Origin of the sequence: Pararhizobium arenae, assembly GCF_001931685.1 — a bacterium.
In the GTDB taxonomy this organism is placed as follows: Bacteria; Pseudomonadota; Alphaproteobacteria; order Rhizobiales; family Rhizobiaceae; genus Pararhizobium; species Pararhizobium arenae.
The window spans coordinates 34804-60924 of record NZ_MOOY01000004.1 but is presented as its reverse complement, the minus strand read 5'-3'; the positions used below and the strand labels follow the sequence as shown (position 1 = coordinate 60924).

The window sequence follows — 26121 nt, the reverse complement described above, 5'->3', positions numbered from 1 at the left end:
GGGACCTATTTCGCAACGGGCGGGTAAGTATGCTCCTGACCGCGGAAATCGGTGACGGTGTAGCAGCCGCCCCCCTGACTTTCGATCGTCGTCGCGGTCACCACGGTCTTGCCGTGACCGCCTGGAATATCAAGAATGTAGGTCGGTTGGCAAAGACCGGAAACGCGGCCGCGAAGGGCACCGACCAAGGCTTGTCCCTCCTCGATCGACAAACGTAAGTGGCTGGTTCCCGGCGCAAGATCCGGGTGATGCAGATAGTAGGGCTTGATGCGGTTTTCGACAAAGGAGCGCATCAGCGCGGCCAGTGTTTCGACATCGTCGTTGACGCCCTTCAGCAGCACGGACTGGCTGACCATAACGATGCCGGCATCAACGAGCCGGGCACAGGCGCGCCTTGCATCCTCGGTAAACTCCCGCGGATGATTGGCGTGGAGCGCCACATAAACGGCCTTGCCGCTCGCCTTCAAGGCCTCGATCAGCGACGCATCGACCCGGGCAGGTTCCACGACGGGAACCCGAGTGTGAAACCGCACAATCTTGATATGTTCGATCGCTGCCAGCCTTTCGGTGATCGCACGCAGGCGACGCGGCGACAGAACCAACGGATCGCCGCCGGTGAGGATCACTTCCCAGATTTCCGGATGGCCGGCGATATAAGTGAAAGCGGCATCCATTTCCGAAAGCGTCAGCGTTCCCAGTCCCTGGGGCCCGACCATTTCGCGACGGAAGCAGAAGCGGCAATAAACCGGGCAGACGTGGACCGCCTTCAGAAGGACGCGATCAGGATACCGATGCACGATGCCGGCAACGGGACTGTGGGCGCCATCGCCGATGGGGTCGTCCCGCTCTTCCGGCAGACGGGTCAGCTCCGCTGCATCGGGAATGAACTGGCGGGCAATCGGATCATTAACATCGGTAGGGTCGATCAGCGCCGCCATCGCAGGCGTGACGGCAACGGCGTAATGGTCGCCGATCGCCGCAAGCGACGGTGCGTCTTCTGACGCAATCAGACCCGCAAAATGCAGATCCTCGACGCTTTTCAGCGACCGGGCGACCGGTTGAGCAATCGGCGCGTTCACCGGACGGTCTCCGCGACAGGCGCCCAGATAACGTGATCAATTCGGGGTGCGCCCGTTGCCAGCATTACCAGACGGTCGAAACCGAGCGCGGCACCACTTGCGTCGGGCATGATTGTTAGTGCCGACAGGAAATCTTCATCCAGAGGATAGGTCTCGCCGTAGACGCGCTGTTTTTCGGCCATCTCCAGCCCGAAGCGACGACGCTGCTCGCCGGCATCCGTCAACTCGCCAAATGCATTGGCAAGTTCCACGCCGCACGCATAGAGTTCGAACCGTTCGGCGACACGCCGGTCATGCGGCGTCGGTCGCGCTAGTGCAGCCTCGGCGACGGGATACTCGTAGAGGATCGTCGCACGCCCCATTCCGAGATTGGGTTCGACCTTTTCAACGATGACACGACTGAAGAGATCGGCCCAGGTGTCATCCTGCGCGACGCGGATACCGGCAATGCACAGACTGCCGGCGAGCGTTTCACGATCCGTCTCGCCGGACCCATCGATGGACGCAAGGAGATCGACCCCCGCATAGCGATCAAAGGCTTCGGCAACCGTGATGCGCTCGGGTGCGGCGAAAGGGTCGGTCGTGCGGTCAAGATAGCGCAGTACATCGTGGCCTGCAGCGTCTGCCGCCAGTGCCAGCATGTCGGCGCAATCATCCATCAGCGAGTGATAGGTTTCCCGGGCTCGATACCATTCCAGCATCGTGAATTCCGGATGATGCAGGGGTCCACGCTCGCGATTTCGGTAGACATGGGCAAAGCAGGCGATGCGCTCCTCCCCTGCCGCCAGCAGTTTCTTGCAGGCGAATTCAGGTGAGGTATGGAGATACAGCGGCGTCTCGCTGCCATCGGGATTGATGGCAACCGTGCCGAATGCATGGAGATGCGCCTCGTTTCCGGGGGATATCTGCAAGGTTGCCGTATCGACTTCGACAAACGCGCGCTCCGCGAAAAAGCCGCGCAGGGCCGCCAGGATTTTGTTGCGGCCGAGCAGGAAGCCGCGTCGATCCGCATGGACATCCGGCGTCCACCAGGGAGAAGCGGTCAGCGAAGCGTTTGCCATTCGATCGGTTCCGGTTTGGCTGAAAAGACGCTAGCGCCGCGTGTTTCCGCCTTTCTTTTGCCTCGCAGGCTCGCCCCGCTGGCAATTTGCATGAATATAGGATAGGTGCGGCCCGAAAACTCTGAAATCAGCGTCTGGGCAGGCTTTGTGCGCTCCTCTACGACGCGACAGCCTCTGTTGCAAGGAAGACTTATGGTCAAGGTAATCGCCTCTTCGGTCCGCAAGGGCAATGTTCTCGACGTCGACGGCAAGCTCTACGTCGTGCTGACGGCTCAGAACTTCCACCCCGGCAAGGGCACGCCGGTCACCCAGGTCGATATGCGCCGCATTTCTGACGGCGTGAAGGTTTCCGAACGCTACCGCACCACCGAGCAGGTCGAGCGCGCCTTCGTCGAGGACACCGAGCACACCTTCCTTTACGAAGACGGCGAAGGCTTCCACTTCATGAACCCGCAGTCCTATGACCAGCTGGTCATGTCGACCGAAGATATCGGCGACCTCAAGGCCTACCTGCAGGAAGGCATGACCTGCATTCTGTCGATCCACGAAGGCCTCGCGATCGCCATCGAGCTGCCACGCCACGTAACCCTCGAAATCACCGAGACGGAGCCGGTCGTCAAGGGGCAGACCGCATCGTCGTCCTACAAGCCGGCAGTTCTCTCGAACGGCGTGCGCACGCTCGTTCCGCCGCACATTACAGCTGGCACCCGCGTCGTCATCGCGACCGAAGACGGCTCCTATGTCGAGCGCGCCAAGGACTGATCGTCCCGCGACCTGGAATGATGAAGGGGCATGGTGAAAACCGTGCCCTTTTTATTTGGTGAGATAGTCCGCGGGCATATGGGGCGATCCACATGCTTTTGACAGCGCCGCATATCGGCGATTGCCGCAGATCCGACGTACGGTGGCGGCCTGCTAGAGCCGCCGTGTTTGACCGAAATTCCTATAAAATTCCTATATCTTTGGTGTGCCCTCTCTCTCGAACCTTAATGCGGTTCGGGACCATATTCCTGACGAAATCCAGCCATGGGCCGCCACATTTTTCCGATGTCGCGGCGCGGGGATTTCACGCGCTCACGAATGGCTATCAGCCGAAAATGTGACGCCGTCTTTGAATCAAAACAGGAATTACCGACATGGATATTGTCGTTCTTGCCATCGGCATCGTCTTCTTCGCGCTTTCGTTCGCCTATGTGCGCGCCTGCGCCAATCTTTGAGGGAGGTTGACCGTGCTTTTTGACTATGCGCTCGGCGGCACTGTTACCGCGCTGCTCCTCGTCTATCTCACCTATGCCCTCATTCGCCCGGAGCGGTTCTGACCGCCCGGGCCTAGTGCTGGAAAGCCTTGTCCCATGACACCAAATGGATGGATACAGATCCTCATCTTCTGCGGGATCGTTCTTCTGCTCGTGAAGCCGCTGGGCGGTTACATGACACGCGTTTTCAACGGGGAGCGCACGCTCCTGTCGCTTATTTTCGGGCCTGCCGAACGGGGGCTTTATGCGCTCGCCGGTACGAGCGAACGGGAAGACCAGCATTGGACGACCTACGCCTTTTCTCTTCTCTTCTTCAATCTGGCAGGCTTCCTCCTGCTCTATTTTCTGCAGCGCCTTCAGGGTGCGCTGCCATTTAATCCGGCCGACATGGGCGCCGTTCCGCCGGAACTCGCCTTCAACACGGCTGTCAGCTTCGTGACCAACACCAACTGGCAGAACTATGGTGGTGAAAGCACGATGTCCTACCTCGTGCAGATGGCCGGCTTTACCGTGCAGAACTTCGTTTCGGCGGCAACCGGCATGGCGATCGCCGTCGCGCTGATCCGCGGCTTCTCGCGTGCGTCTGCCAAATCGATCGGAAACTTCTGGGTCGATCTGACCCGGGCGACACTCTACATCCTGCTGCCGATGTGCGTGGTGCTGACACTGGTCTATGTCTATCTCGGCGTGCCGCAGACGCTCGGCGCCTATGTCGAGGCAACGACCCTCGAGGGTGCCAAGCAGACGATCGCCGTCGGTCCCGTTGCCTCCCAGATCGCCATCAAGATGCTCGGCACCAATGGCGGCGGCTTCTTCAACGCCAATGCCGCCCATCCGTTCGAAAACCCGGATGCGATTTCGAACCTCTTCCAGATGGTTTCGATCTTCGCGATCGGCGCTGCCTTTACAAACGTGTTCGGCCGCATGGTCGGCAACCAGCGTCAGGGCTGGGCCATTCTCGCGACCATGGGTGTGCTGTTCATGGCTGGCGTTGTCGTCTGCTACTGGGCTGAGGCTTCCGGCAATCCGCTCATTCATGCGCTCGGCATCGAAGGCGGCAACATGGAAGGCAAGGAGGTCCGCTTCGGCATCGTGCTTTCCGCACTCTTCGCGGCCATCACCACGGCAGCGTCCTGCGGTGCGGTCAACGCCATGCATGACAGCTTCACCGCGCTTGGCGGCCTCATCCCGCTGATCAACATGGAACTCGGCGAAATCATTATCGGCGGTGTCGGCGCAGGTCTCTACGGCATCCTGATGTTCGTCGTGCTCGCCATCTTCGTTGCCGGCCTGATGGTCGGCCGCACGCCCGAATATCTCGGCAAGAAGATCGAGGCCAAGGAGGTCAAGATGGCGGTTCTCGCCGTACTTTGCCTGCCGCTCGCCATGCTGGTCTTCACCGCGATTTCCGTTGTCCTGCCGGATGCCGTGGCCTCCATCGCCAATCCCGGTCCGCGTGGGTTCTCGGAAATCCTGTACGCCTACACGTCAGCTGCCGCCAACAACGGCTCGGCTTTCGGCGGTCTTACAGGCAATACGCCCTGGTACAACATCACGCTGGGCATCGCCATGCTGATGGGCCGCTTCCTGGTCATCATTCCCGCGCTGGCAATCGCCGGTTCGCTGGTTGCCAAGAAGACGGTACCTGCCTCGGCCGGCACCTTCCCGACCGACAGCGGACTGTTCGTCGGACTGCTCTCAGGCGTGATCCTGATCGTTGGCGGCCTGACCTTCTTCCCCGCACTCGCTGTTGGCCCGATCGTCGAACACCTTGCGATGACGCTCGGTCAGACATTCTGAGGTGGCGCCGTGGAACAGACAATGCAGTTCTTCCGCAGATCATCCCGCCCCCGCTCCGGACATCCGGAGCGGGCAGACGGGCCGCCGCTGCGGGTCTCGACCCTTCTTTGCCTCGTGCTCGGCGCCATGGCGCTCGTTGTGCTGATCGGCAAGGCTTTCCTAACATTCAGCTGGAGTCTCATATGAGCCAGTCCAAAACCACGAGCATCATGGACGCTCGTATCCTCCTGCCCGCGATCGGAGATGCTTTCCGCAAGCTCGATCCGCGCGCACTCGCCAGAAATCCCGTCATGTTCGTTGTGGCCGTCGTTTCCGCGCTGACCACGATCCTCTTCATCCGCGACGCGATAACCGGCGGAGACAATCTCGGCTTTTCCTTCCAGATCGTGATCTGGCTCTGGTTCACCGTGCTGTTTGCCAATTTCGCCGAAGCCGTCGCCGAGGGACGGGGCAAGGCACAGGCGGAATCTTTGCGTCGCACCCGCACCGAGACCCAGGCCAAACTGCTCAAGGGCGATGACATCAAGAGCTTTGCGGTGGTACCGGGCACCAGCCTGAAGGTCGGTGATGTGGTTCTCGTCGAGGCGGGCGACATCATCCCTTCGGACGGCGAGGTCATCGAAGGTGTCGCCTCTGTCAACGAGGCAGCCATAACCGGGGAATCGGCACCGGTAATCCGCGAATCCGGCGGTGACCGCTCGGCCGTCACCGGCGGCACGCAGGTTCTGTCCGACTGGATTCGCGTTCGTATCACGGCCGCGGCCGGCTCGACCTTCATCGATCGCATGATTGCGCTTGTCGAGGGCGCCGAGCGGCAGAAGACGCCGAACGAAATCGCCCTTAACATCCTGCTTGCCGGCATGACCCTGATCTTCGTGCTGGCGACGGCGACGATCCCGAGCTTTGCCAGCTATGCCGGCGGCTATATTCCGATAGTCGTTCTGGTTGCCCTGTTCGTCACGCTGATCCCGACGACGATCGGTGCGCTTCTCTCGGCCATCGGCATCGCCGGCATGGACCGGCTTGTGCGCTTCAACGTGCTCGCCATGTCCGGCCGCGCCGTCGAGGCTGCGGGCGACGTCGATACGTTGCTGCTCGACAAAACCGGCACGATCACCCTCGGCAACCGTCAGGCTGCGGAATTCAAGCCGGTTCGCGGCGTGAGCGAACAGGAACTGGCGGATGCGGCGCAACTTGCGTCGCTTGCCGACGAAACCCCGGAAGGTCGCTCCATCGTGGTGCTCGCGAAGGAGAAATACGGCATCCGTGCGCGCGACATGGCAAGCCTTAACGCCCAGTTTGTGCCCTTTACCGCCCAGAGCCGCATGAGCGGCATCGATCTGGATGGTTCGAGCATCCGCAAGGGCGCCGTCGATGCCGTTCTTCGCTATGTCGATGGCAGCACAGCTGTTGCCTCGGGCAATACCGCAGTTATGAGCTATCAGCCGCAGACGGCGCGCGAAATCCAGGCCATTGCCGACGAGATCGCCAAGGCCGGTGGCACGCCGCTTGCCGTGGTGAAGGACGGCAAGCTGCTGGGCGTCGTCTACCTGAAGGATATCGTCAAGGGCGGCATTCGCGAGCGCTTCGCCGAACTCAGGCGCATGGGTATCCGCACCGTCATGATCACCGGCGACAACCCGATGACGGCCGCTGCGATTGCTGCGGAAGCAGGCGTTGACGATTTCCTCGCGCAGGCAACCCCGGAAAACAAGCTCAGCCTCATCCGCGAGGAACAGGCCAAGGGCAAGCTGGTCGCCATGTGTGGCGACGGCACCAATGACGCGCCGGCGCTTGCCCAGGCCGATGTCGGCGTGGCCATGAATACGGGTACTGTCGCGGCTCGCGAAGCCGGCAACATGGTCGATCTCGACTCCGACCCGACGAAGCTCATCGAGATCGTCGAAATCGGCAAGCAGTTGCTCATGACCCGTGGCGCGCTGACGACCTTCTCGATCGCCAATGACGTCGCCAAGTATTTCGCGATCATCCCCGCGATGTTCCTGGCCTTCTATCCGCAGCTCGGCGCGCTCAACATCATGGGCCTCAAGACCCCGGAAAGCGCCATTCTCTCGGCGATCATCTTCAACGCCCTGATCATCGTCGCGTTGATCCCGCTGTCGCTCAAGGGTGTCAAATACCGGCCGATCGGCGCAGGCGCGCTCCTCTCGCGCAACCTGCTGATCTACGGCCTCGGCGGCCTCATCGTTCCCTTCATCGGCATCAAGGCGATCGACGTCATCATCACGACGCTCGGCCTCGCATAAGGATTACTTGCATGTGGAAACAACTCAGACCCGCAACCGTCATGATCGTCGCACTGACCGTGCTGACCGGTCTCATCTATCCGCTCGGCATGACGGGCATCGCCCAGGCACTCTTTCCGAAACAGGCGAATGGCAGCCTGATTGAAAAGGACGGAACGGTAATCGGCTCGAAACTCATTGGCCAGGCCTTCAGCAGCGACCGTTACTTCCATGGCCGACCCTCGGCAGCCGGCGATGGTTATAACGCCGCCGGCTCCAGCGGTTCGAACCTCGCTCCGACGAATGCCAAGCTGATCGACCGCGTCAAGGCCGATGCCGAGGCCCTGAAGGCAACAAATCCGGATGCTCCCGTGCCGATGGATCTCGTCACCACATCCGGCAGCGGCCTTGACCCGCATATTTCGCCGGAGGCCGCCTATTTCCAGGTGCCACGCGTTGCCAAGGCACGCGGGCTCAATGAAGCGCAGGTCAAGGCGCTGGTTGACGCTCATGTCGAGGACCGTGAACTGGGCGTACTCGGCGAGCCCGTGGTGAATGTGCTCGCATTGAACCTTGCACTGGATGGCGTAGCTGCTCAATAACAACAGGATGGCCGGGATTTTAATCCCGGCCCTTCACCCCGGGAGACCCCATGCCTGACGACAGACGCAATGACAGACCTTCGCCGGACGCTCTTCTGGAGAACGTCGCGCGAGAAGGCCGCGGGCGTCTGAAGATTTTCCTGGGCGCTGCTCCCGGCGTCGGCAAGACTTATGAAATGCTGCAATCCGGCCGAGCGCGAAAGGCCGAGGGCGTCGATGTCGTGATCGGCATCGTCGAGACCCACGGCCGGCAGGAAACCCAGGCGCTGGTCGCCGGTCTCGAACTCATTCCGCGTCGGGATATCGAATACAAGGGGCGCACTCTCCATGAGATGGACCTCGACGCCATCCTCGCCCGGCGCCCCCGGCTCGTGCTCGTGGATGAACTCGCCCACAGCAATGTCGATGGCCGCCATTCGAAGCGCTATCTGGATGTCGAGGAAATCCTCGCGCAGGGTATCGATGTCTATTCGACGCTGAACGTCCAGCATATCGAAAGCCTGAACGATATCGTCGCGCAGATCACTCGGATCAGGGTGCGCGAAACCGTTCCTGACTCGATCATCGACCGCGCCGATGACATCGAGATCATCGACATCACTCCCAATGACCTGATCAAGCGTTTGCATGAGGGCAAGGTCTACCTGCCGACCACGGCCAAGAGGGCGATCGAAAACTACTTTTCCCCAGGCAACCTGACGGCACTGCGCGAACTCGCCTTGCGCCGTACCGCCGAGCGCGTTGACGACCAATTGCTCAGCCACATGCAGGCGCATGCCATTTCCGGTCCCTGGGCGGCAGGCGACCGTGTGCTGGTCTGCATCGACCACGACCCGCGCGGGGCGGCTCTTGTGCGATATGCAAAGCGGCAGGCGGATCGCCTGCGGGCGCCCTGGACGGCGATCCACGTCGAAACCTCAAGGTCGATCAATCTTTCCGACGCGGACAAGGACAGGCTCGCTTCTCACTTGCGTCTTGCCGAACAGCTCGGCGGCGAAGCGGTCACCATCCCCGGCCAGACGGTTGCCCGCGACATCCTGCACCACGCCACCACCCACAACTTCACCCATGTCATAACCGGCAAGCCGGACAAGCCGCGTTGGCGCGAGTGGATGGAAGGGTCGGTGTCCCACGATCTGATCCGTTATACCGGCGACATCAGCGTGCATGTGTTTTCCGGGATCGAGCGTACACCTTCTATATCGAGAGGCGTCAAAGCCGCGCCGCCGCCACGGCAGTTCACATTGCCGCCCTACCTGTTCAGCACGTTTTACATATCGGTCGCCCTTGCCGCCGGGATACTGCTCGACCAGTTTCTGGATGTCCGAAATCTCGCGCTGGTGTTCCTCATCGCGGTTTTGACCTCCGCCGTTACGGCCGGCCTCGGCCCGGCGCTATATGCCTGCGTTGCCAGCGCCCTCGCCTTCAACTTCTTCTTCCTCGAACCACGTTACACGCTGACGGTGAGCGATCCGGAAAGCGTGCTCGCACTTGTGTTTTTCCTTGTCGTGGCCATTACCGCCAGCAACCTGACGGCGCGTGTCCAAAGGCAGGCCGTTGCCGCACGACAGAGGGCAAGGACGACGGAAGACCTTTATCTCTTCTCCAAGAAGCTTGCGAGCACAGGCACGTTGGACGACGTTCTGTGGGCAACCGCTCACCAGATCGCCTCCATGCTGAAGGTTCGTGTCGTCATCCTCATGCCGGAAGGCGACACCATTGCGGTAAAGGCCGGCTATCCGCCGGATGACACGCTGGTTGATGCGGATATCGCTGCGGCGCGCTGGGCCTGGGAACACGACCGGCCGGCCGGCCGTGGCGCGGACACCCTGCCGGGGGCAAAACGCCTCTATCTGCCGCTGCGCACCGGGCGCATGCCCATCGGCGTCGTCGGTCTCGACAATGACAAGCAGGATTACCTGCTGACCCCGGAACAACAGCGACTGTTCGATGCGCTGGCGGATCAGGCAGCCCTTGCCATTGAGCGCGTACAACTGGTTGCCGACGTCGATCAGGCGCGGCTGGCAGCGGAGGCCGACCGGCTTCGTTCCGCCCTGCTCACCTCGATTTCTCACGATCTGAAGACGCCGCTCGCGGCGATCATGGGGGCGGCGGGAACCTTGCGCGACTATTCGGCCGCGATGGCGGAAGAGGACCGGGCAGAGCTGTTGGCGACGGTGGTCGACGAATCCGAGCGCCTCAACCGCTTCATCGCCAATCTTCTCGACATGACACGCCTTGAGTCCGGAGCGACCGAACCCAATTCTTCATACCACTATATCGGCGATATCGTGGGGTCTGCGCTTCGCCGGGCGGGCAAAGTTCTTGGCCGCCAGCAGACATCGGTCGATATTCCCGCCGATCTGCCGATGGTCAAACTCGATCCCGTCCTGTTCGAACAGGTTCTGTTCAACCTGCTCGACAATGCCGGCAAATATGCGCCGCCCGGCTCGGTCGTGACGATCCGGGGCAGGGTCGATGGCGCGACCGTTTTGCTGCAGGTCATCGACGAGGGCGAGGGCATTCCGCCCTCGGACCTGGAGCGGATTTTCGATAGCTTTTACCGGGTGCACAAGGGCGACAGGGTGCGGGCGGGAACGGGATTGGGGCTTTCGATCTGCCGAGGCTTTATCGAGGCCATGGGCGGTACTATCTCTGCAGGAAACAGAACCGACCGGTCCGGCGCGATCTTAACCATCGCCATGCCGATCCCGGCCGAAATACCGAGGATGGACGAACTGGCATGAGCGTTTCAAACGTCAAGATCCTCGTGGTGGACGACGAACCGGCCATCCGAAAACTGCTCAGGGTCGGCCTCACCAGCGAGGGTTATGCCGTTGAAGAAGCGATCAACGGCAAAGAGGCGATCAGCCGCGTCGCGAGCGGACACCCCGATCTCATTCTGCTTGATCTCGGCCTGCCGGACACCTCCGGCCACGAACTCCTTGAGAAATGGCGCAGCGAGGCTCTGGAACTTCCGATCGTAATCTTGTCGAGCCGGACGGACGAGATCGGTATCGTCAAGGCGCTGGAGACCGGCGCGGATGACTACGTCACAAAGCCCTTCGGCATGAAGGAACTCGCGGCCCGCATTCGGGTCGCGCTCCGTCACAAGCTGCAGCAGCAGGGCGAACGGCCGATCTTCCGCACCGGCGAGCTTTCAGTCGATCTCGTCAAGCGGATCGTCAGGCTCGGTGAGCGCGAGATCAAGCTCTCGCCTAAGGAATACGATATTCTGCGCATTCTCGTTCAGTATGCCGGCAAGGTCATCACGCACCAGCATCTTCTGAAGCAGATCTGGGGTGGGTCGACGGATGTACAGTATCTCAGGGTCTATGTGCGTCAGCTTCGCCAGAAGATCGAGCGTGTTCCCGATCAGCCGCACTATATCACCACGGAAACGGGCGTCGGCTATCGCATGCGGGAGGCCGATCCAAGCTAAAACCGGCTAATGAAGTCCGAAGATACGCAACAGCTCTTCGCGCAGACGGACAAATTCCGGCGCGCTCCTGTCGCGCGGGCGCTGGAGGTCGATATCGATGAACTTCGACTCTCCCCCCTTTTCGCGGGGCAGGATCAGGATGCGATCGGCAAGATAGATTGCCTCTTCGAGATCATGCGTCACGAGGATCGTCGTCACCTCCTCATCGCGCCAGATGCGCGCCAGTTCCTGCTGCATGCCGATCTTGGTCATCGCATCCAGCGCACCGAGCGGTTCGTCGAGCAAGAGGATTTCAGGCTGCACGGCAAGTGCCCGGGCGATACCCACGCGTTGCGCCATGCCGCCTGAAAGCTGGCGGGGATAGGCATTTTCGAACTGCTGCAAGCCCACGAGCTTAACATATCGTCTTGCATGCGCGCGCGCCTCATCCCTTGACGTGCCGCGCGTCTCAAGGCCGAACGCAATGTTGTCGAGAACCGTGAGCCACGGCAGCAGCCGCGGCTCCTGGAAAATAACTGCCCGCTCTGCGCCGACGCCATGCACCGCCTTGCCGTCGATCAGCACTTCGCCGGCATCCGCTGCCTCCAGACCAGCCAGCACCCTGAGCAGCGTCGTCTTTCCGGAACCGCTGGCGCCGACGATGGCAAGGCTCTCGCCGGAGCGGATATTCAGGTTGACGTCGCGCAGAACCGGCAGAGGCTCTCCGTTGAGAGTGAAGGACTTGGAGAGATGGCGGATGGCCACCTCTCCACGGACGGATTGCTGGGCATGGCTCATAGAGCTGTTCCTTCCGGCTCAGTTGCTGGCGATATCGGCGGAGTAAAGGATGTCCTTGGTCGCGAGCTGGCCTTCCTTCAGCTTGCCCTCGCGCACCAACACGTCGATCCAGAACTGGATGTCACGATCCACGGCGCGGCCGCCTTCACGCACGCCGTAACCACGGAAATACTGCGCTATATCCGGATTTTCGTCCCGCTCCTTCAGCGCCTTGGCGAAGACATCTTTGGTTTCCTCCGGGTGCTCCCGGGCGTAATCAAGTGCGCGTGCCGACTGTTCCACGAAGGTTTTGGCGGCCTCCGGATGTTCCTTGATGAAATCGCGGCGCAGCACCACGAAACCGCCGGCGATTTCACCGAGGACATCGGTATCGTCAAAAACGGCTCTCAGACCGCCGTTCTTCTTCGCGGCGCCCTCGAAGGTTGTCTGCCAGTAGCCAAAAGCCGAGACATCGACCTGGCCTGAACGCAGCACCTGTTCCAGTTGGGGGCCGGGAACGACGATCTGGTTGGCGGCATCGGACGGCAGCCCGACCGAATGCAGCGCCTCGCGGATCGTATAGTCGAGATGGGCGCCGAGCGTGTTGACCGCGATGCTCTTGCCGGCGATGTCCTTGATATCCTTGATCGGGCTATCTTCCAGCACATAGAAAATCGACTGCACCTCGTTGTTGATGCCGTTGGACGGATAGGCCGCGACAAAATCATTTCCGCTGATGATGGAGTTCAGGACGGCCGAGGTCGCGGCGCTACCGATCTCGACGTCGCCCGAGGCAAGAGCGATCAGCGACGCAGGGCCGCCTGTGGCATAGCCGACGTTTTCAAGCGTGATGCCGGTGCCGTCGAAATAACCGAGCTCGGCTGCGAGTTCATGGGCAGAAAGTCCGCCCTGGCTCGCGAGATAGCGCAATTTGACTTCGTCTGCGGCAAAGGACGAGCCAACCCAGGCGCCGGAGAGCCCGAGGAAGACGGCGGCGGAAGCGAGGAGACGGGAGTGGAAGGTCATCGGATATAATCCTTTCAAAATGAGGGAAAATGAGCAGTCAAGGGGCGGGTTGCGACCACCGGCATAGCCGGCGCTGCAGCGCGAGCAGAATGGCATTTGCGGCAAGCCCGATGAGCGCCAGAAGCAGGATCGCCGCAAACATCAGCGGTATCTGGAAGTTGTATTGGGCATTCATCACTTGGAAGCCGATGCCCTTATTGGCGCCGATCATCTCTGCCGCGATCAGGAGCAGGAGTGCAGTCGTGGCAGACAGCCTCAGGCCAACAAAAATCGCTGGCACGGAAGCCGGCAGGATGACCCGGCGAAAGACGGTGAGCCGGCTTGCACCATACGTGCGCGCCATTTCGATCAGCTTGCGATCGACCTCCTTCACGCCACCAATGGTGGCCAGCAGGATCGGAAACAGCGTCGCCCAGAAAATCACAAAAACTTTGGATGTCTCGCCCAGCCCGAGCAGCAGAATGAAGATCGGGTAGAGCGCAAGCGCCGACGTCTGGCGGAAGAACTGCAGAAGCGGGTCCAGTGCCTGCTCTACCGTCTTGATCTGCCCCATGAAAAGACCCAGCGGGATACCGAGCATGACAGCGGCGAAGAAGGCGATACCCGCCCTTTGCAGGCTGATGGCGATGTCATCCAGCAGAGCCCCACTGGCGAGACTGTCCCATAACGCCACGACAATGACGTCGAGAGGTGGAAACACCGCCGGATTGACCCATCCACGGGTGGCTGACACCTGCCAGAGCAAAAGGAAGCCGGTGACCAGTCCATATCGGGTCAGGAAGGGCAGGAGAAAATCGCGCAGCCGTGCGCCGATTGCCGTTCCTGATACCACCCGATTAGAAGGTGAAAAACCGGGGGCAAGTGAAAGATCGATATTGTCGTAAGCCATGATTTCTCCCCTTACTCGGCGGCTTGAACGACTGTTCGTTCGGCTGTCCAGCGGTTAACAGGGAAGGGAAGCCCAAGATTTTCCCGCAACGTCGTTCCTTCATAGGCGGTGCGGAACAGGCCGCGACGCTGCAATTCTGGGATGACGAGATCGACGAAATCATCGAGCCCTGTCGGCAGCCATGGCGGCAGGATGTTGAAACCGTCGGCACCCTCGTTCTCAAACCATTCCTGCAGCGTATCGACGATGCTCTCAGGCGTGCCGACGATCGTGTAATGCCCTCGGGCGGACGCGATCCATTGATAGAGCTGGCGGATGGTAAAGTTGTTTTCGTCGGCGATCTGCCGGATCAGCGCCTGACGGCTTTTCATGCCTTCCGTTGGCGGGACAGGCGGCAGCGGACCGTCGATATCGTAGCCCCTGAGATCCAGCGTGCCGCCCGCCAGTCCGTTGAGAAGGCCGACACCGTCTTCTTCCAGAATGAGGGCGGTAAGCCGCTCATATTTCTCGCGCGCTTCGGCCTGCGTTCGCCCGATAAAAGGCGATACGCCCGGCATGACAAGTATATGGTTCGGGTCGCGACCCAATCCGTGGGCGCGCGCCTTGATGTCCCGGTAGAATTCCTGGGCCGTATCGAGATGCTGGTGGGCCGTGAAGATCACTTCGGCTGTTGCGGCGGCAAGCCCACGACCATCGTCCGATTGCCCCGCCTGAACAATGACGGGATAACCCTGCGGCGAACGCGAGACGTTGAGCGGTCCGCGGACCTGGAAGTGTTCGCCGCGGTGATTGCTCTCGTGCAGCTTCTGCGGATCGTAGAAGATGCCGGTCTCCTTGTCGCGCAGAAAGGCGTCATCCTCGAAGCTGTCCCAGAGCTTCTTGACCACGTCGACATGCTCGGCGGCGCGACGGTAGCGCGCGGCATGCGGAAGCTGTGTTTCGCGATTGAAATTCTGCGCGGTCGGGTCACCGGTCGTGGTAACCACATTCCAGCCGGCACGCCCGCCGGAGATCAGGTCGAGCGATGCGAACTTTCGCGCCGTGGTGTAGGGTTCTTCGTAGGTCGTGGACGACGTTGCGATAAAGCCGAGATTTTTGGTGAAGGGCGCAAGCGCTGAAAACAACGTGACCGGCTCGAAGCCCGCCACCCTGGCGTTGCCGCCCTCCCGCGCTCCCCCAAAACCGACCGCCAGATTGTCAGCCAGGAAATAGGCATCGAACAATCCGCGTTCCGCCGTCTGGGCCAATTGCTTGTGGAACTCGAAATTCACCGCGCCATCGGCAGGTTGATCCGGATGCCGCCAAGCGGCAACGTGCTGCCCTCCGCCAGGAAGAAATGCCCCAAGCCTGATCTTGCGTGCCATATTCATTGCTCTCCTCAGCTCGTTGCGCGATGGGGGCCATCGCTTTCGACTGATGATAAGCCTAAGTAATCTACAATATTTATAGAGAAAATGAATTTCGTTCTTCGCGGATTAAGCGGAAAAAATCTGGCATTCTGTCGCTGCCCAGAGGATTTCTCCGCGCATGGCTTTCGATTCCGCTGCGCCGCAGTTCGTCAAAATCGATGGAAAAGTACCTCTGGCCACAGACTTCCTTTGGAGACCTTTCTCAAATGGGCAGGACCTGCTGGGCTGGTGACCACGGAAAAACGCCGATCTGAACCATACTCCAGGCATCCATATTGTTGAACAATATAAAGTATGATATTGAACAATCCCTGCAAACACTCAACTGGAGCTGCGTCATGGCGAGCATCGATCTCAACAGCGACCTTGGGGAAGGTTTTGGGCCTTGGCCGATGGGCGATGACGCGGCGATGCTCCAGATCGTCACCAGCGCCAATATCGCCTGCGGCTTTCATGCGGGTGATCCAGCCGGCATCCTCAAGGTCCTGAAAGTCGCGGCAACGCGTGGCGTGGTCGTCGGTGCCCATGTCGGTTACCGCGATCTCGTGGGTTTCGGTCGCCGCAACATGGACCCGTCGAGCGAGGAACTGGTGGGAGACACCATCTACCAGATTGGCGCGCTGCAGGGCCTGGCGAAGGCTGCCGGAACCACGGTGCGCTATGTGAAGCCGCACGGAGCTCTATATAACACCATCGCCAGCGATCCCCGCCAGGCGGCAGATGTCATCGCCGGCATCAAGGCGATCGATCCGTCGCTGATCCTGATGGCGCTCGCCGGCGCGCCGATCGTCGCACAGGCACGGGCGGCAGGCCTCACCGTTGTCTGCGAGGCCTTCGCCGATCGTGCCTATAATGCCGATGGGAGCCTCGTCAGCCGCCGCCTGCCCGGCTCCGTCATCCACGATCCCGCCGAGGTCGCAGCCCGCATGCTGCGCATGGTCAACGAGAAGCGCATTACCGCCATCGACGGCACCGATATCCCGCTCGATGCGCAATCGATCTGCATCCACGGCGACACCGCGACCGCGGTTTCGATAGCGTCCACCCTGCGCGACACGCTCGCAGCCCGGGGTGTGACACTCAGGTCCTTTGTCGATCATGACTGAGCGGCTGCGTTTCCTGCCAGTCGGCAGTGTCAGCTTCATGGTCGAGCTTGCCGATCTCGACATGACCCTGACCTTGCTTGACCGGATGCGCGCTGCCCCAGCGGAAGGCGTCGTCGAGATAATCCCGGCCGCGCGCACGCTGATGGTGCGTTTCGACCCGCTGCTGACCGACCGCGCACGACTGTCAGCACATATCCGCAGGTTCGATCTCAGCCAACGAAGCACCCGCGAGGGCGACCTATTCGAGATACCCGTGACCTATGACGGCGAGGATCTTGCCGATGTCGCAGAGATCCTGGGTTGGACAGTGGAGGAAGTCGTGCGTCGCCACACGGCCGCAACCTATACGGTGGCGTTTACCGGCTTTGCGCCGGGCTTCGCCTATATGACATCGGACGACCCGGCGTTTGACGTGCCGCGCCGCAAGAGCCCGCGGGTGCGCATCCCCGCCGGTTCCGTCGCTCTCGGTGGCAAATTCGGGGGCATCTATCCATCAGACAGTCCCGGCGGCTGGCAGCTTCTTGGAAAAACGCCGCTGAAGATGTGGGACACCGGCCGAACGCGCGCCGCGCTGCTTGCCCCGGGCGACCGGGTGCATTTTCGTGACATGGCAAAAGGGAGGACGGTTCGCCTCGGGGTGATGCAGGACAGCAGGCAAACATCTCCCACGCTTCAAAGCCCGATTTCTGAGGCACCAGCGCCGGATACGGGACAAACGGGCTTACGTGTTCTCCGCGCGGATCGCCCGGCGCTCTATCAGGATTTTGGCCGCGCCGGTCGCGCCGATCAGGGTGTGGGCGAATCCGGGGCGCTCGACCGGCTGGCGATGCAGGAGGCCAATCTCGCTGTCGGCAATCCGCGAGATGCTGCTATCATCGAAGTGACTTTCGGTGGCTTCGCCCTCAAGGTGGATGCCCCAGTAACGCTTGCCATCTTCGGAGCTCCTTCCCCTCTCCGCATCGACACCGCCGACGGCCGGTCCATCGCCGCCCCCTTCGCCCGCGCCTTCGCGCTCGATGCCGGCGACCGGCTGACGCTGGATGCGCCTCAGCAAGGCATGCGCAGTTACCTGGCATTGCGCGGCGGTTTTGCCATCGACCCGGTTCTGGGCTCGGCGTCGACCGATACGTTGGCCAAGGTCGGCCCGCCGCCGATTGTCGCCGGGGACCGGCTGATCGCGGCCGGCAACACCGGCGCGGCCGTCGATCCCTACCGCCCCCTCCCCTCACCGCTGCCCCGCGCCGGCGATCTGGTAACTTTGGATGTCATTCTCGGTCCACGCACGGATTGGTTCACGGCAAGGGGCCTTGATACTTTCCAAGCGCAGGAATGGACAGTGACGGCGGAATCGAGCCGCGTCGGCATGCGCCTGTCCGGCCCCTCCCCGATCGAACGTCGCGACCAGGCGGAGCTTCCGTCCGAAGCGACCGCCATCGGCGCCATCCAGGTGCCGCATACCGGCCAGCCGGTACTGTTCCTTGCCGATCATCCGCTGACCGGCGGCTATCCGGTGATCGGGTCTGTCGCCCGCCATCATCTTGATCTTGCCGGGCAGGTGCCGATCGGTGCCCGCATCCGCTTCAACCCGATTGCCAGCTTCGACCCCGAAGACGCACAGGAAGAATGACCCGATGAAAAAGCTGCTGATCGCCAATCGCGGCGAAATCGCCATCCGCATCATGCGAGCCGCCCGTGATTACGGCGTCGCCTCCTTTGCGATATATTCCGATGCTGATGCGGCCTCTCTCCATGCCGAGCTTGCCGACGAAGCCTATGGCCTCGGCTCCGGTCGGCCTGCGGATACCTATCTGAACATCGACAAGATCGTCGACATCGCCAAGCGCGCTGGCGCCGATGCGGTGCATCCGGGCTATGGCTTTCTATCCGAACGCGCAGAGTTCGCGCGTGCCGTTATCGATGCCGGCCTGATCTGGGTCGGGCCGAAACCGGAAGTCATCATGGCGTTGGGCGACAAGGTGAAAGCCCGGCGTATTGCCGAGAAGGTCGGAGCTCCTCTCGTGAAGGGCTCGGCCGGACCGTTGGCATCTGCGGCAGAAGCCGTTGCCTTTGCCCGCGAGGCCGGCTTGCCTCTGGCGATCAAGGCGGCCTTTGGCGGCGGTGGGCGGGGCATGAAGGTGGCGCACACACTGGAAGACGTTGGCCCACTGTTCGACAGCGCCGTGCGCGAGGCCAAGGAAGCCTTCGGCCGCGGCGAATGTTACGCCGAACAGTTTCTCGAAAAGCCGCGCCATATCGAGGCACAGGTCATCGCCGACAGCCACGGTCATACCGTCGTGCTGGGCACGCGCGACTGTTCGCTGCAGCGGCGAAACCAGAAGCTGGTGGAAGAGGCCCCTGCCCCCTTCATCACCGAAGAGCAGCGCGATCGCATCCATGCGGCGGCAAAGGCAATCTGTGTCGAGGCCGGCTATACCAATGCCGGCACAGTTGAATTCCTGCTGTCGCAGAATGGCGTGATTTCCTTCCTTGAAGTCAATACCCGCCTGCAGGTCGAGCATACTGTGACCGAAGAGACGACCGGCATCGATATCGTTATCGAACAGCTGCGCATCGCAGATGGCCTGCCGCTGTCGGTTACGGAGACCCCTGCGTGCCGGGGCCATGCCTTCGAGTTCCGCATCAATGCCGAAGACCCAGGCCGCGGCTTCCTGCCGACGCCAGGTCTCATCACTCGATTCCGGCCACCGGCCGGCCCGGGCGTGCGGCTCGACAGCGGTGTCGAGACCGGGTCCGAAATCCCCGGCCTCTACGACTCGATGATGGCCAAGCTGGTTGTCAGCGGCGCAACGCGCCAGGAGGCGCTGATCCGCGCCCGCCGGGCACTTGCCGAATTCACGATTGAAGGCGTTGCCTCGGTGCTGCCCTTCCATCGCGCCGTGCTGGAGGAGCCCGCCTTCACCGGCGAAAACGGTTTTGGCGTGTTCACAAACTGGATCGAGACGGCGTTTCGAGGGCTTGAGCCGGCGCCGCGCGTCAATCCTGTCGAGGGCGGCTTGCTGCGCAGCTTTATCGAGATCGATGGCAAGCGGCACGCCCTCGGCCTGCCCGCCGCGCTGTTCACCGGCCTCGCCGCCCCTGCGCCAAGCTCCGTCCGCGAAGCGACGGCCAGCGAAGGCTCTGTAACCGCGCCGATATCCGGCACGCTGCAACAATGGCTGGTGGCGGACGGCGCCGAGGTTGCCGAAGGCGATGCCGTGGCGTTGATCGAGGCAATGAAGATGGAAACGCGTATCCTCGCACCGAAATCCGGCAAGATCATCTTCAAGGCAGAATCCGGCACAAGCGTCGGGGTCGGGATGGAAATCGCAGTGATCGCATGATCCCTCAGTCAAATACCAGCAACCCATTCAACTTTCAAAGCGGACTAGATATGAAACCCTCCCCGATCACGCAGCCCCCGGAAGATGCCGCAAGACGCAAGGCGATCACGCCCGTCATCTGCTATCCCGTCGAAACCTTGCCACGCCCTGATCTTGCCGCCTACCGCGCGCTTCGCGACAATCTCACGCTTGTCGACCGTGTCACCGTGCCGCCACGGGACGCCGCCTGCTGGACGGTTCCATCAGGACATTTCTGCCGTATCCTCTGCCGGGACGGCGCGCAGGTTGGCGATCTCAACTTGTTCAACGCCGACAATCTCAACGAGCGTCTCTATACCGGCAAGACAAGGGCGCTGAACGGCACCCATGTCGGCTTCGGCGACCAGCTGTTTTCCAATTTTCCCTATCTGCGCCCTATCGCCACCATCACCCACGATACGCTGGATTGGTATGGCTTCGACGCGTTTGGTGGTTCGGTTCATGATGTCATCGGGACACGCTGCGACCCGTACACGCACAATCTGCTCAGCCATGGCGGACAATATCATCATTGCTGCCACTCCAACCTGACGAGGGCCTTCGCCGAAAAGACCGGCAAGCCACTCGCCGAAGCCGAGACATATATCCATGACGTTCTGAACGTCTTCATGTGCACCGGCTTTACGCGCGACACCGGCCAGTATTTCATGAAGGCAAGCCCGGTCAGGCCCGGCGACTACCTGGAATTTTTCGCTGAAATCGATCTGCTTGGATGCATGTCCGCCTGCCCCGGCGGAGATTGCTCCGCCGAGCATTCGTCGGATACGGCGGCATGTTATCCGCTTGAAGTCGAGATCTATAAAGCCGCCGACTTGCCTTCAGGATGGATTGCTCCATCCGTCAACGGCTACGACCGCACGCACGGCGTTTGAGCCCGCGGCCTGCGGGATCAACCCGCAGGCAGGACAACGACGACAATACTTTCCGCCGCCACCGGAACCCTGTCGTGAACTTCCGTCTCAAGAAAGGGTTCGTCAGCCCTGGTATCGAGAACCCGTTGCCACGCCTTTGCTTCCTCCAACTGCGGCAGAGTAAATTCTTCCTGACCGCCGGCATTGAGAATGACAAGCAGGCGATCCGTCACGACAGGCGGATCGACCTCGGTATCCCGGGCGACGAAATATGCGCCAAGGCAGCGTTGCTGGTTGTCGCCCCAGGCGCCGTCATCCATCGGAGTACCATCTGCCTTGAACCATTCGATGTGGTTCGGACCATCCTCGCCGTTCGAAAACCGCTCGGGGCGCAATGCCGGATGCTGTTTTCTAAGCTCGACCAGCTTCCTGCAAAGTTCCAGAAAATGATCCTCGTGGCGGCTCCAGTCGATCCAGCTGATATCGTTGTCCTGGCAGTAGGCATTGTTGTTGCCGCCCTGGCTGTTTCCAACCTCATCGCCCGCCAGGATCATTGGCACACCCTGGCTTAGCATCAGCGTCGCCATCATATTGAACCGACGCTTCAGCCGCGCATCGAGAATGCCGGCGTCTTCCGTCTCGCCTTCGGCGCCCATATTGTCCGAGTGATTGTTGGAATGCCCGTCGCGGTTTTCCTCGCCATTCGCCTCGTTGTGCTTCTCGCTGTAGGAAACGGTATCGGCCAGGGTGAACCCGTCATGGGCGCTCAGAAGGTTCACGGATGCGGTTGCCCCGCGATCCGAATGGTTGAACTGGGTCGCGGATGCGCTGAGCCGTTCGGCAACCTTGGGCACCATGCCCTCGTCGCCCTTCCAGAAGCTTCTGATATCATCGCGGTACTTGTCGTTCCATTCCCGGAACGGGAACGGGAACCCGCCAACCTGATAGCCGCCGTCCCCGACATCCCATGGCTCAGCGATCAGCTTGACGCCAGCAAGGACGGGATCCTGGCGGATTGCCTTGAAAAACGCTCCGTCACGATCGAACTCGACATGCCGTGCGCGACCAAGCGTGCTTGCGAGGTCGAAGCGGAAGCCATCAACATGCATCACGCCGACCCAGTAACGGAGGCTGTCGAGCACCATGCGCAGGACCATGGGATGGGCAACGTTGAGCGTGTTGCCCGTTCCGGTCGTATCGTAGGTATGGCGCGGATCTTCGGGCGAAAGCCGATAGTAGCTCAGATTGTCGAGACCGCGGAAGCTCAGCGTCGGGCCCCGCTCGGAGCCCTCGGCCGTGTGGTTGTAAACCACATCCATGATCACCTCGATGCCCGCGGCATGGAAGCGCTTGACCATGGTCTTGAATTCCATGATGCGCGACTGGGACAGATAGCGTGGCTGCGGCGCAAAGAACCCGAGCGACTGGTAGCCCCAGTAATTGCGCAGCCCTTTTTCGATGAGATAGCGATCATCGGGGAAATAATGGATCGGCAACACCTCGATCGCGGTGATGCCGAGTTTCAGCAGATGCTCAATGATCGGCTCGCTGGACATGCCCAGGAATGTTCCGCGCAACTCGTCCGGCACGTTTGGATGTTTCATCGTCAGCCCCCGCACATGGGCTTCATAGATGATGGTCTCGGTCCATGGCCGGCGAATACTCTGGTCGCCGTCCCAATCGAAATCCGGATCCTGGACGACACCCTTGACCATGAAAGGAGCACTATCCCGGTCATCGAAGGAAAGATCCTCCTCCGGCGAACCGATGGAATAACCATAAAGCGCGTCGTCCCACGTCAACTCGCCGGAAATCTGCTTTGCATAGGGATCGAGCAGAAGCTTGTTCGGATTGAACCGGTGACCCTTGAGTGGATCATAGGGGCCGTGGGCCCGATAGCCATAGAGCGTTCCGGGCTTCAGGCCGGCGATGTAGCCCGACCAGATGTCGCCCTCGCGCTTTGGTAAGGGGAGTTGCGCCACCTGTTGACGTCCGTCTTCTGAAAAAATACAGAGATCCATCTGTTCGGCATGGGCGGAGAAAATGGCGAAATGCACGCCATCGCCCGTGTATTCCGCACCAAGCTCAGGCTTGATGTAGTCAAGCTGGGAAAACTTCAGGTCCATGATCCACCGTTGGGTTCAAAAGCAGGGGATGTAAGAAATAAACACCGCCCGAAGATAGGGCGGAGAAAGATCAAGTGCGAGACTCACTCAGAGGCAGGATTTTGAGGTTCCGCCTTTCGGTCGCGGTCACCGTCGTCTTCCGTCAGTTGACGTTGTTTCAACTCTTCCTCAGCCCGCAACCAATGCTCATCCTGCCGGCCAACGGGCCGATTTTCGCCTTCCCACAAGGCATAGGCCCTTTCGTGCAACCATTTGGTCCAATCGTTCCCCATAGCCGGCTCCTTTTTGCGCTGCATCATGGAACTGCCATTGCGACGGAAAGTTCCGGTGCTGCTCACAGAAAGGCGGGGCATTCGCAGTTTGCTGCATCATTCCGAAGCAACGGGAGAGCCAACCTGCTGTCTCTGAAACAACGCAGCCTGTGCCAGATCCTCTCTGAACCGTTCCATTTCTTCCTGTTGTTTAACCCTGTCGGGAATGCGCAGAAGGTAGGAAGGGTGTACCGTTACGAGTATCGCTCCGGTGCTGCCCATATCCAGCATCCGGCCACGCAGATCGGAAAGTTTCCCCCGATTGTCCATCAAGGCTGACAGGGCGGTCGCGCCCATGGCGACGGCCAGTTTGGGCTTGACGAAATTCATCTCAAGTTTCAGCCACCAACGGCAATGCTGGACTTCACCGAGGTTCGGTTTCTGGTGGATGCGCCGCTTGCCACGCAGTTCATATTTGAAATGCTTGACCGCATTGGTGACGTAGGTGCGTGTGCGATCAAGACCGACGTACTCGGCGGCCTGATCGAAAACCTTGCCCGCAGGCCCGACAAACGGACGTCCGGCCAGGTCCTCCTGATCGCCCGGCTGTTCGCCGACGATCATGATATCCGCGTTGCTTGGCCCCTCTCCAAAAACGGTCTGCGTCGCCTTGCAATGGAGAGGGCAACGAGTGCAGTGCATCGCCTGCTCCCGTACCTCGGCCAAGGAGGCCGGCTCTCCCGATGGAGCAACGATTGGCGTTTCGGCAGCCGACTTGAGACGCGTGTGAAACAGCGGCGCCTCGCGTGCCGCTCGCTCTGCCATGGCGATGACGTCGGCCTCCGCACTGGCGATCATTTCGGGAATAAGTTCCGCTTCGGGAAGGTTTTTCCAATACTTCTTCGGCATCTCCGTCTGCATCATCTTCACCTTCAAACGCGCCGGGTTGAAGATGTTGCGGAAGTAGGTGCGCCACAGCGCATCTGCCTGATCGGTATGATGCGGGTTTTCGGCCGGTGCGGTGGAAACCTCCAGCACCTCGCCGTTCCAGGCCGCCGTGCCCTTTGGCGTGGCGATAACCCAGTCCATGTCCGTAAACCGGCGCTGGAAGAACGGCGCGACACGCGAGACGATGTAGTGGTCCGGTTCAAACCAGGCGAAGAAACGCCGGCGCGAGCCGCCCGTGTCGTTCGGTATTTCCTTGAAGCGCACGAAAGCGGTCATCTTGTGGTCGTCGCGCCGCACGGATTTTACCATGTCATGAAGCTCGGCCACATCCTTGTCGGCGCGCACCGCCAGCAGCGATCGCTCCTCCTGCAAACGGTAGAGAAGCCGGTACAGCCGCGCGAAACGGGCCGGATCGGAATGACAAATGACTGCTTCGGCAAGCGGCAGAAAAGCCTTGGGCACGGTAAACGACGGCGAGGACGTACATGTCGGCAAACCCTCATCCTGTTGTCTGAAGAGATCGCCCGCAGCATCCATACGGGTACGCCAATCGACGTTTTCCGGCGCCACCCCCGCGGCCAGAAGGCTACGCGCCGCATCGCGCCATTCCGCGAAATTGCCCCGGCCCTCCAACACGATCCGGTGCATCAGAACAAAGCCAATTGCTCGGGTTTTGGTTCAAACATAGCGCGCAGGTCCGACCGATCGATCAAACGCGACGGCGTCCACCCCTCGGCCATGATAAAGGCCTGTACCTTCTTCAACGACACATGCAGGCGGGCGAGATCCTCAAGCCGCAGCCGACGGTATCGACGGGAGGAAAGTATGCCCGCGACCGCCTTCGTTCCAAGGCCTGGAACCCGCAGCAGCGTTTCCCGTTCCGCCCGGTTGATATCGACCGGAAACCGATCGCGATTTGCGAGCGCCCAGGAAAGCTTCGGGTCGAGCTTCAGGTCCAGCATGCCGTCCGGTTGCTTTTCCGTTATTTCCTCGATGCCAAAGCCATAAAAGCGATACAGCCAGTCCGCCTGATAAAGCCGGTGCTCGCGGATGAGAGGCGGCTTGATCAGCGGCAGGTTTTTCGAAGCGTCGGGGATGGGGCTGAAAGCGGAGTAGTAGACGCGCCGGAGACCGTAACTGCCGTAAAGCCGCGCACTGGTGCCAAGAATCGTACTGTCGTTGGATTGATCAGCGCCTACGATCATTTGCGTGCTCTGTCCCGCCGGGACAAAACGCTTGCGCCGCTTCGTCTGCAGGGTGGGTTCGCTCGCCGCCTCGATCTTGAGCCGCAGGTCACCCATCGACCGGCGAATATTGGCAGGGCGCTTTTCCGGCGCGAACTGCGTCAGCCCTCTGTCCGTCGGCAGTTCGATGTTGATCGACAGGCGGTCGGCGTAAAGCCCTGCCTCCTCGATGAGCAAGGGAGACGCTTCCGGGATCGATTTGAGATGGATATAGCCGCGGAAGTTATGCGTGAGCCGCAGTTCGCGCGCGATGCGGACCATCTCCTCCATGGTGTAATCGGAAGACCGGATAATGCCGGAGGACAGGAAGAGGCCTTCTATATAATTTCGCCGGTAAAACTCTAGGGTCAGCCATACGACTTCCTCCGCTGAAAACCGGGCGCGCTCGACATTGCTGGACGACCGGTTGATGCAGTAGGCGCAGTCGTAGATACAAAAATTGGTCATCAGGATTTTGAGTAGGGAAATGCAACGCCCATCGGGCGCATAGGCATGACAGATGCCCGAGCCCTCCGTCGATCCGAGACCGCCGGATTTCAGCGAATCCCTTTTGGTGGTGCCACTGGAAGCGCAAGACGCGTCATATTTGGCCGCATCAGACAGGATGGCCAATCTTTCATTCAGCGATTTCTTCATAATTGTTCATGAT

Annotated in this window: 22 protein-coding genes; 12 read left to right on the top strand and 10 right to left on the bottom strand. The window is 60.7% G+C overall.

Annotated elements, in window-relative coordinates:
- Window positions 1-5: 5 nt before the first annotated feature.
- Both BLX89_RS09625 and epmA read right to left on the bottom strand, forming a co-directional pair.
- Window positions 6-1079: a lysine-2,3-aminomutase-like protein gene (locus BLX89_RS09625; RefSeq protein WP_245292800.1), complete on the bottom strand. Its 1074-nt coding sequence runs from the start codon at window positions 1077-1079 to the stop codon at window positions 6-8.
- Window positions 1076-2140, bottom strand: a complete 1065-nt coding sequence (gene epmA / locus BLX89_RS09620) for an EF-P lysine aminoacylase EpmA (RefSeq protein ID WP_075290524.1) — start codon at window positions 2138-2140, stop codon at window positions 1076-1078. The genes BLX89_RS09625 and epmA overlap by 4 nt, the downstream gene beginning before the upstream one ends.
- Before the next feature lie 192 nt (window positions 2141-2332).
- On the opposite strand from epmA, the gene efp reads away from it, so the two are divergent.
- The 8 genes from efp (at window position 2333) to BLX89_RS09585 (ending at window position 11486) form a co-directional block, all read left to right on the top strand.
- Window positions 2333-2902, top strand: coding sequence for an elongation factor P (gene efp, locus BLX89_RS09615; RefSeq protein WP_075290522.1), 570 nt, complete (start codon window positions 2333-2335; stop codon window positions 2900-2902).
- 467 nt (window positions 2903-3369) lie between these two features.
- Window positions 3370-3459, top strand: coding sequence for a K(+)-transporting ATPase subunit F (locus BLX89_RS09610; RefSeq protein WP_143523574.1), 90 nt, complete (start codon window positions 3370-3372; stop codon window positions 3457-3459).
- A 33-nt stretch (window positions 3460-3492) separates the two neighbouring features.
- On the top strand, window positions 3493-5196 hold the full coding sequence (gene kdpA, locus BLX89_RS09605) for a potassium-transporting ATPase subunit KdpA (protein ID WP_075290518.1): 1704 nt from the start codon (window positions 3493-3495) through the stop codon (window positions 5194-5196).
- A gap of 9 nt (window positions 5197-5205) precedes the next feature.
- Window positions 5206-5382 (top strand): hypothetical protein, encoded by a 177-nt coding sequence (locus tag BLX89_RS24635; RefSeq protein WP_158025949.1) that lies wholly within the window; start codon window positions 5206-5208, stop codon window positions 5380-5382.
- Window positions 5379-7463, top strand: a complete 2085-nt coding sequence (gene kdpB, locus BLX89_RS09600) for a potassium-transporting ATPase subunit KdpB (protein ID WP_075290516.1) — start codon at window positions 5379-5381, stop codon at window positions 7461-7463. The genes BLX89_RS24635 and kdpB overlap by 4 nt, the downstream gene beginning before the upstream one ends.
- An 11-nt stretch (window positions 7464-7474) precedes the next feature.
- Complete coding sequence (kdpC, locus tag BLX89_RS09595; protein ID WP_075290514.1) at window positions 7475-8044, top strand: potassium-transporting ATPase subunit KdpC; 570 nt, start codon at window positions 7475-7477, stop codon at window positions 8042-8044.
- Between the two features lie 50 nt (window positions 8045-8094).
- On the top strand, window positions 8095-10791 hold the full coding sequence (locus BLX89_RS09590; RefSeq protein WP_075290513.1) for a sensor histidine kinase: 2697 nt from the start codon (window positions 8095-8097) through the stop codon (window positions 10789-10791).
- The gene (locus tag BLX89_RS09585) at window positions 10788-11486 is read left to right on the top strand and encodes a response regulator transcription factor (protein ID WP_075290511.1); all 699 of its coding nucleotides are present in this window, start codon (window positions 10788-10790) and stop codon (window positions 11484-11486) included. Before BLX89_RS09590 ends, BLX89_RS09585 begins: the two co-directional genes overlap by 4 nt.
- A 6-nt stretch (window positions 11487-11492) precedes the next feature.
- Here the strand turns inward: BLX89_RS09585 and BLX89_RS09580 are convergent, their stop codons facing one another.
- The 4 genes from BLX89_RS09580 to BLX89_RS09565 are packed head-to-tail and all read right to left on the bottom strand — an operon-like array spanning window position 11493 to window position 15521.
- Entirely contained in the window at window positions 11493-12263 is a 771-nt protein-coding gene (locus tag BLX89_RS09580) for an ABC transporter ATP-binding protein (RefSeq protein ID WP_075290509.1), read from the bottom strand.
- Window positions 12264-12281: 18 nt separating this feature from the next.
- Window positions 12282-13268 (bottom strand): ABC transporter substrate-binding protein, encoded by a 987-nt coding sequence (locus tag BLX89_RS09575; RefSeq protein WP_075290507.1) that lies wholly within the window; start codon window positions 13266-13268, stop codon window positions 12282-12284.
- Between the two features lie 37 nt (window positions 13269-13305).
- Window positions 13306-14157, bottom strand: a complete 852-nt coding sequence (locus tag BLX89_RS09570; protein WP_075290505.1) for an ABC transporter permease — start codon at window positions 14155-14157, stop codon at window positions 13306-13308.
- A gap of 11 nt (window positions 14158-14168) precedes the next feature.
- Window positions 14169-15521 (bottom strand): LLM class flavin-dependent oxidoreductase, encoded by a 1353-nt coding sequence (locus tag BLX89_RS09565; RefSeq protein ID WP_075291079.1) that lies wholly within the window; start codon window positions 15519-15521, stop codon window positions 14169-14171.
- Window positions 15522-15904: 383 nt separating this feature from the next.
- On the opposite strand from BLX89_RS09565, the gene BLX89_RS09560 reads away from it, so the two are divergent.
- From BLX89_RS09560 to BLX89_RS09545, 4 genes are read left to right on the top strand one after another with little or no spacing between them, the layout of a single operon-like run.
- The gene (locus tag BLX89_RS09560) at window positions 15905-16672 is read left to right on the top strand and encodes a LamB/YcsF family protein (RefSeq protein ID WP_075290503.1); all 768 of its coding nucleotides are present in this window, start codon (window positions 15905-15907) and stop codon (window positions 16670-16672) included.
- Complete coding sequence (locus BLX89_RS09555; protein WP_075290501.1) at window positions 16665-18299, top strand: 5-oxoprolinase subunit B/C family protein; 1635 nt, start codon at window positions 16665-16667, stop codon at window positions 18297-18299. Before BLX89_RS09560 ends, BLX89_RS09555 begins: the two co-directional genes overlap by 8 nt.
- Before the next feature lie 4 nt (window positions 18300-18303).
- The gene (locus BLX89_RS09550) at window positions 18304-20013 is read left to right on the top strand and encodes an acetyl/propionyl/methylcrotonyl-CoA carboxylase subunit alpha (protein ID WP_075290500.1); all 1710 of its coding nucleotides are present in this window, start codon (window positions 18304-18306) and stop codon (window positions 20011-20013) included.
- 50 nt (window positions 20014-20063) lie between these two features.
- The gene (locus BLX89_RS09545) at window positions 20064-20924 is read left to right on the top strand and encodes an urea carboxylase-associated family protein (RefSeq protein ID WP_075290499.1); all 861 of its coding nucleotides are present in this window, start codon (window positions 20064-20066) and stop codon (window positions 20922-20924) included.
- Window positions 20925-20941: 17 nt separating this feature from the next.
- Here the strand turns inward: BLX89_RS09545 and glgX are convergent, their stop codons facing one another.
- The 4 genes from glgX to BLX89_RS09525 form a co-directional block, all read right to left on the bottom strand.
- Complete coding sequence (glgX, locus tag BLX89_RS09540) at window positions 20942-23029, bottom strand: glycogen debranching protein GlgX (protein WP_075290498.1); 2088 nt, start codon at window positions 23027-23029, stop codon at window positions 20942-20944.
- Window positions 23030-23112: 83 nt separating this feature from the next.
- On the bottom strand, window positions 23113-23328 hold the full coding sequence (locus tag BLX89_RS09535) for a DUF2934 domain-containing protein (RefSeq protein WP_075290497.1): 216 nt from the start codon (window positions 23326-23328) through the stop codon (window positions 23113-23115).
- Between the two features lie 69 nt (window positions 23329-23397).
- Window positions 23398-24876 carry a UdgX family uracil-DNA binding protein gene (locus tag BLX89_RS09530; RefSeq protein ID WP_075290496.1) on the bottom strand — a complete coding sequence of 493 codons (1479 nt, stop codon included), beginning with the start codon at window positions 24874-24876 and terminating at the stop codon, window positions 23398-23400.
- Window positions 24876-26108, bottom strand: coding sequence for a putative DNA modification/repair radical SAM protein (locus BLX89_RS09525; RefSeq protein ID WP_075290495.1), 1233 nt, complete (start codon window positions 26106-26108; stop codon window positions 24876-24878). Before BLX89_RS09525 ends, BLX89_RS09530 begins: the two co-directional genes overlap by 1 nt.
- Between the last annotated feature and the right edge of the window lie 13 nt (window positions 26109-26121).

Coding starts and splice junctions, on each gene's coding strand:
- epmA (WP_075290524.1), bottom strand. CDS start 2,140: ATGGCAAACGCTTCGCTGACCGCTTCTCCCTGGTGGACGCCGGATGTC.
- efp (WP_075290522.1), top strand. CDS start 2,333: ATGGTCAAGGTAATCGCCTCTTCGGTCCGCAAGGGCAATGTTCTCGAC.
- kdpA (WP_075290518.1), top strand. CDS start 3,493: ATGACACCAAATGGATGGATACAGATCCTCATCTTCTGCGGGATCGTT.
- kdpB (WP_075290516.1), top strand. CDS start 5,379: ATGAGCCAGTCCAAAACCACGAGCATCATGGACGCTCGTATCCTCCTG.
- kdpC (WP_075290514.1), top strand. CDS start 7,475: ATGTGGAAACAACTCAGACCCGCAACCGTCATGATCGTCGCACTGACC.
- BLX89_RS09590 (WP_075290513.1), top strand. CDS start 8,095: ATGCCTGACGACAGACGCAATGACAGACCTTCGCCGGACGCTCTTCTG.
- BLX89_RS09585 (WP_075290511.1), top strand. CDS start 10,788: ATGAGCGTTTCAAACGTCAAGATCCTCGTGGTGGACGACGAACCGGCC.
- BLX89_RS09580 (WP_075290509.1), bottom strand. CDS start 12,263: ATGAGCCATGCCCAGCAATCCGTCCGTGGAGAGGTGGCCATCCGCCAT.
- BLX89_RS09575 (WP_075290507.1), bottom strand. CDS start 13,268: ATGACCTTCCACTCCCGTCTCCTCGCTTCCGCCGCCGTCTTCCTCGGG.
- BLX89_RS09570 (WP_075290505.1), bottom strand. CDS start 14,157: ATGGCTTACGACAATATCGATCTTTCACTTGCCCCCGGTTTTTCACCT.
- BLX89_RS09565 (WP_075291079.1), bottom strand. CDS start 15,521: ATGGCACGCAAGATCAGGCTTGGGGCATTTCTTCCTGGCGGAGGGCAG.
- BLX89_RS09560 (WP_075290503.1), top strand. CDS start 15,905: ATGGCGAGCATCGATCTCAACAGCGACCTTGGGGAAGGTTTTGGGCCT.
- BLX89_RS09555 (WP_075290501.1), top strand. CDS start 16,665: ATGACTGAGCGGCTGCGTTTCCTGCCAGTCGGCAGTGTCAGCTTCATG.
- BLX89_RS09550 (WP_075290500.1), top strand. CDS start 18,304: ATGAAAAAGCTGCTGATCGCCAATCGCGGCGAAATCGCCATCCGCATC.
- BLX89_RS09545 (WP_075290499.1), top strand. CDS start 20,064: ATGAAACCCTCCCCGATCACGCAGCCCCCGGAAGATGCCGCAAGACGC.
- glgX (WP_075290498.1), bottom strand. CDS start 23,029: ATGGACCTGAAGTTTTCCCAGCTTGACTACATCAAGCCTGAGCTTGGT.
- BLX89_RS09535 (WP_075290497.1), bottom strand. CDS start 23,328: ATGATGCAGCGCAAAAAGGAGCCGGCTATGGGGAACGATTGGACCAAA.
- BLX89_RS09530 (WP_075290496.1), bottom strand. CDS start 24,876: ATGCACCGGATCGTGTTGGAGGGCCGGGGCAATTTCGCGGAATGGCGC.
- BLX89_RS09525 (WP_075290495.1), bottom strand. CDS start 26,108: ATGAAGAAATCGCTGAATGAAAGATTGGCCATCCTGTCTGATGCGGCC.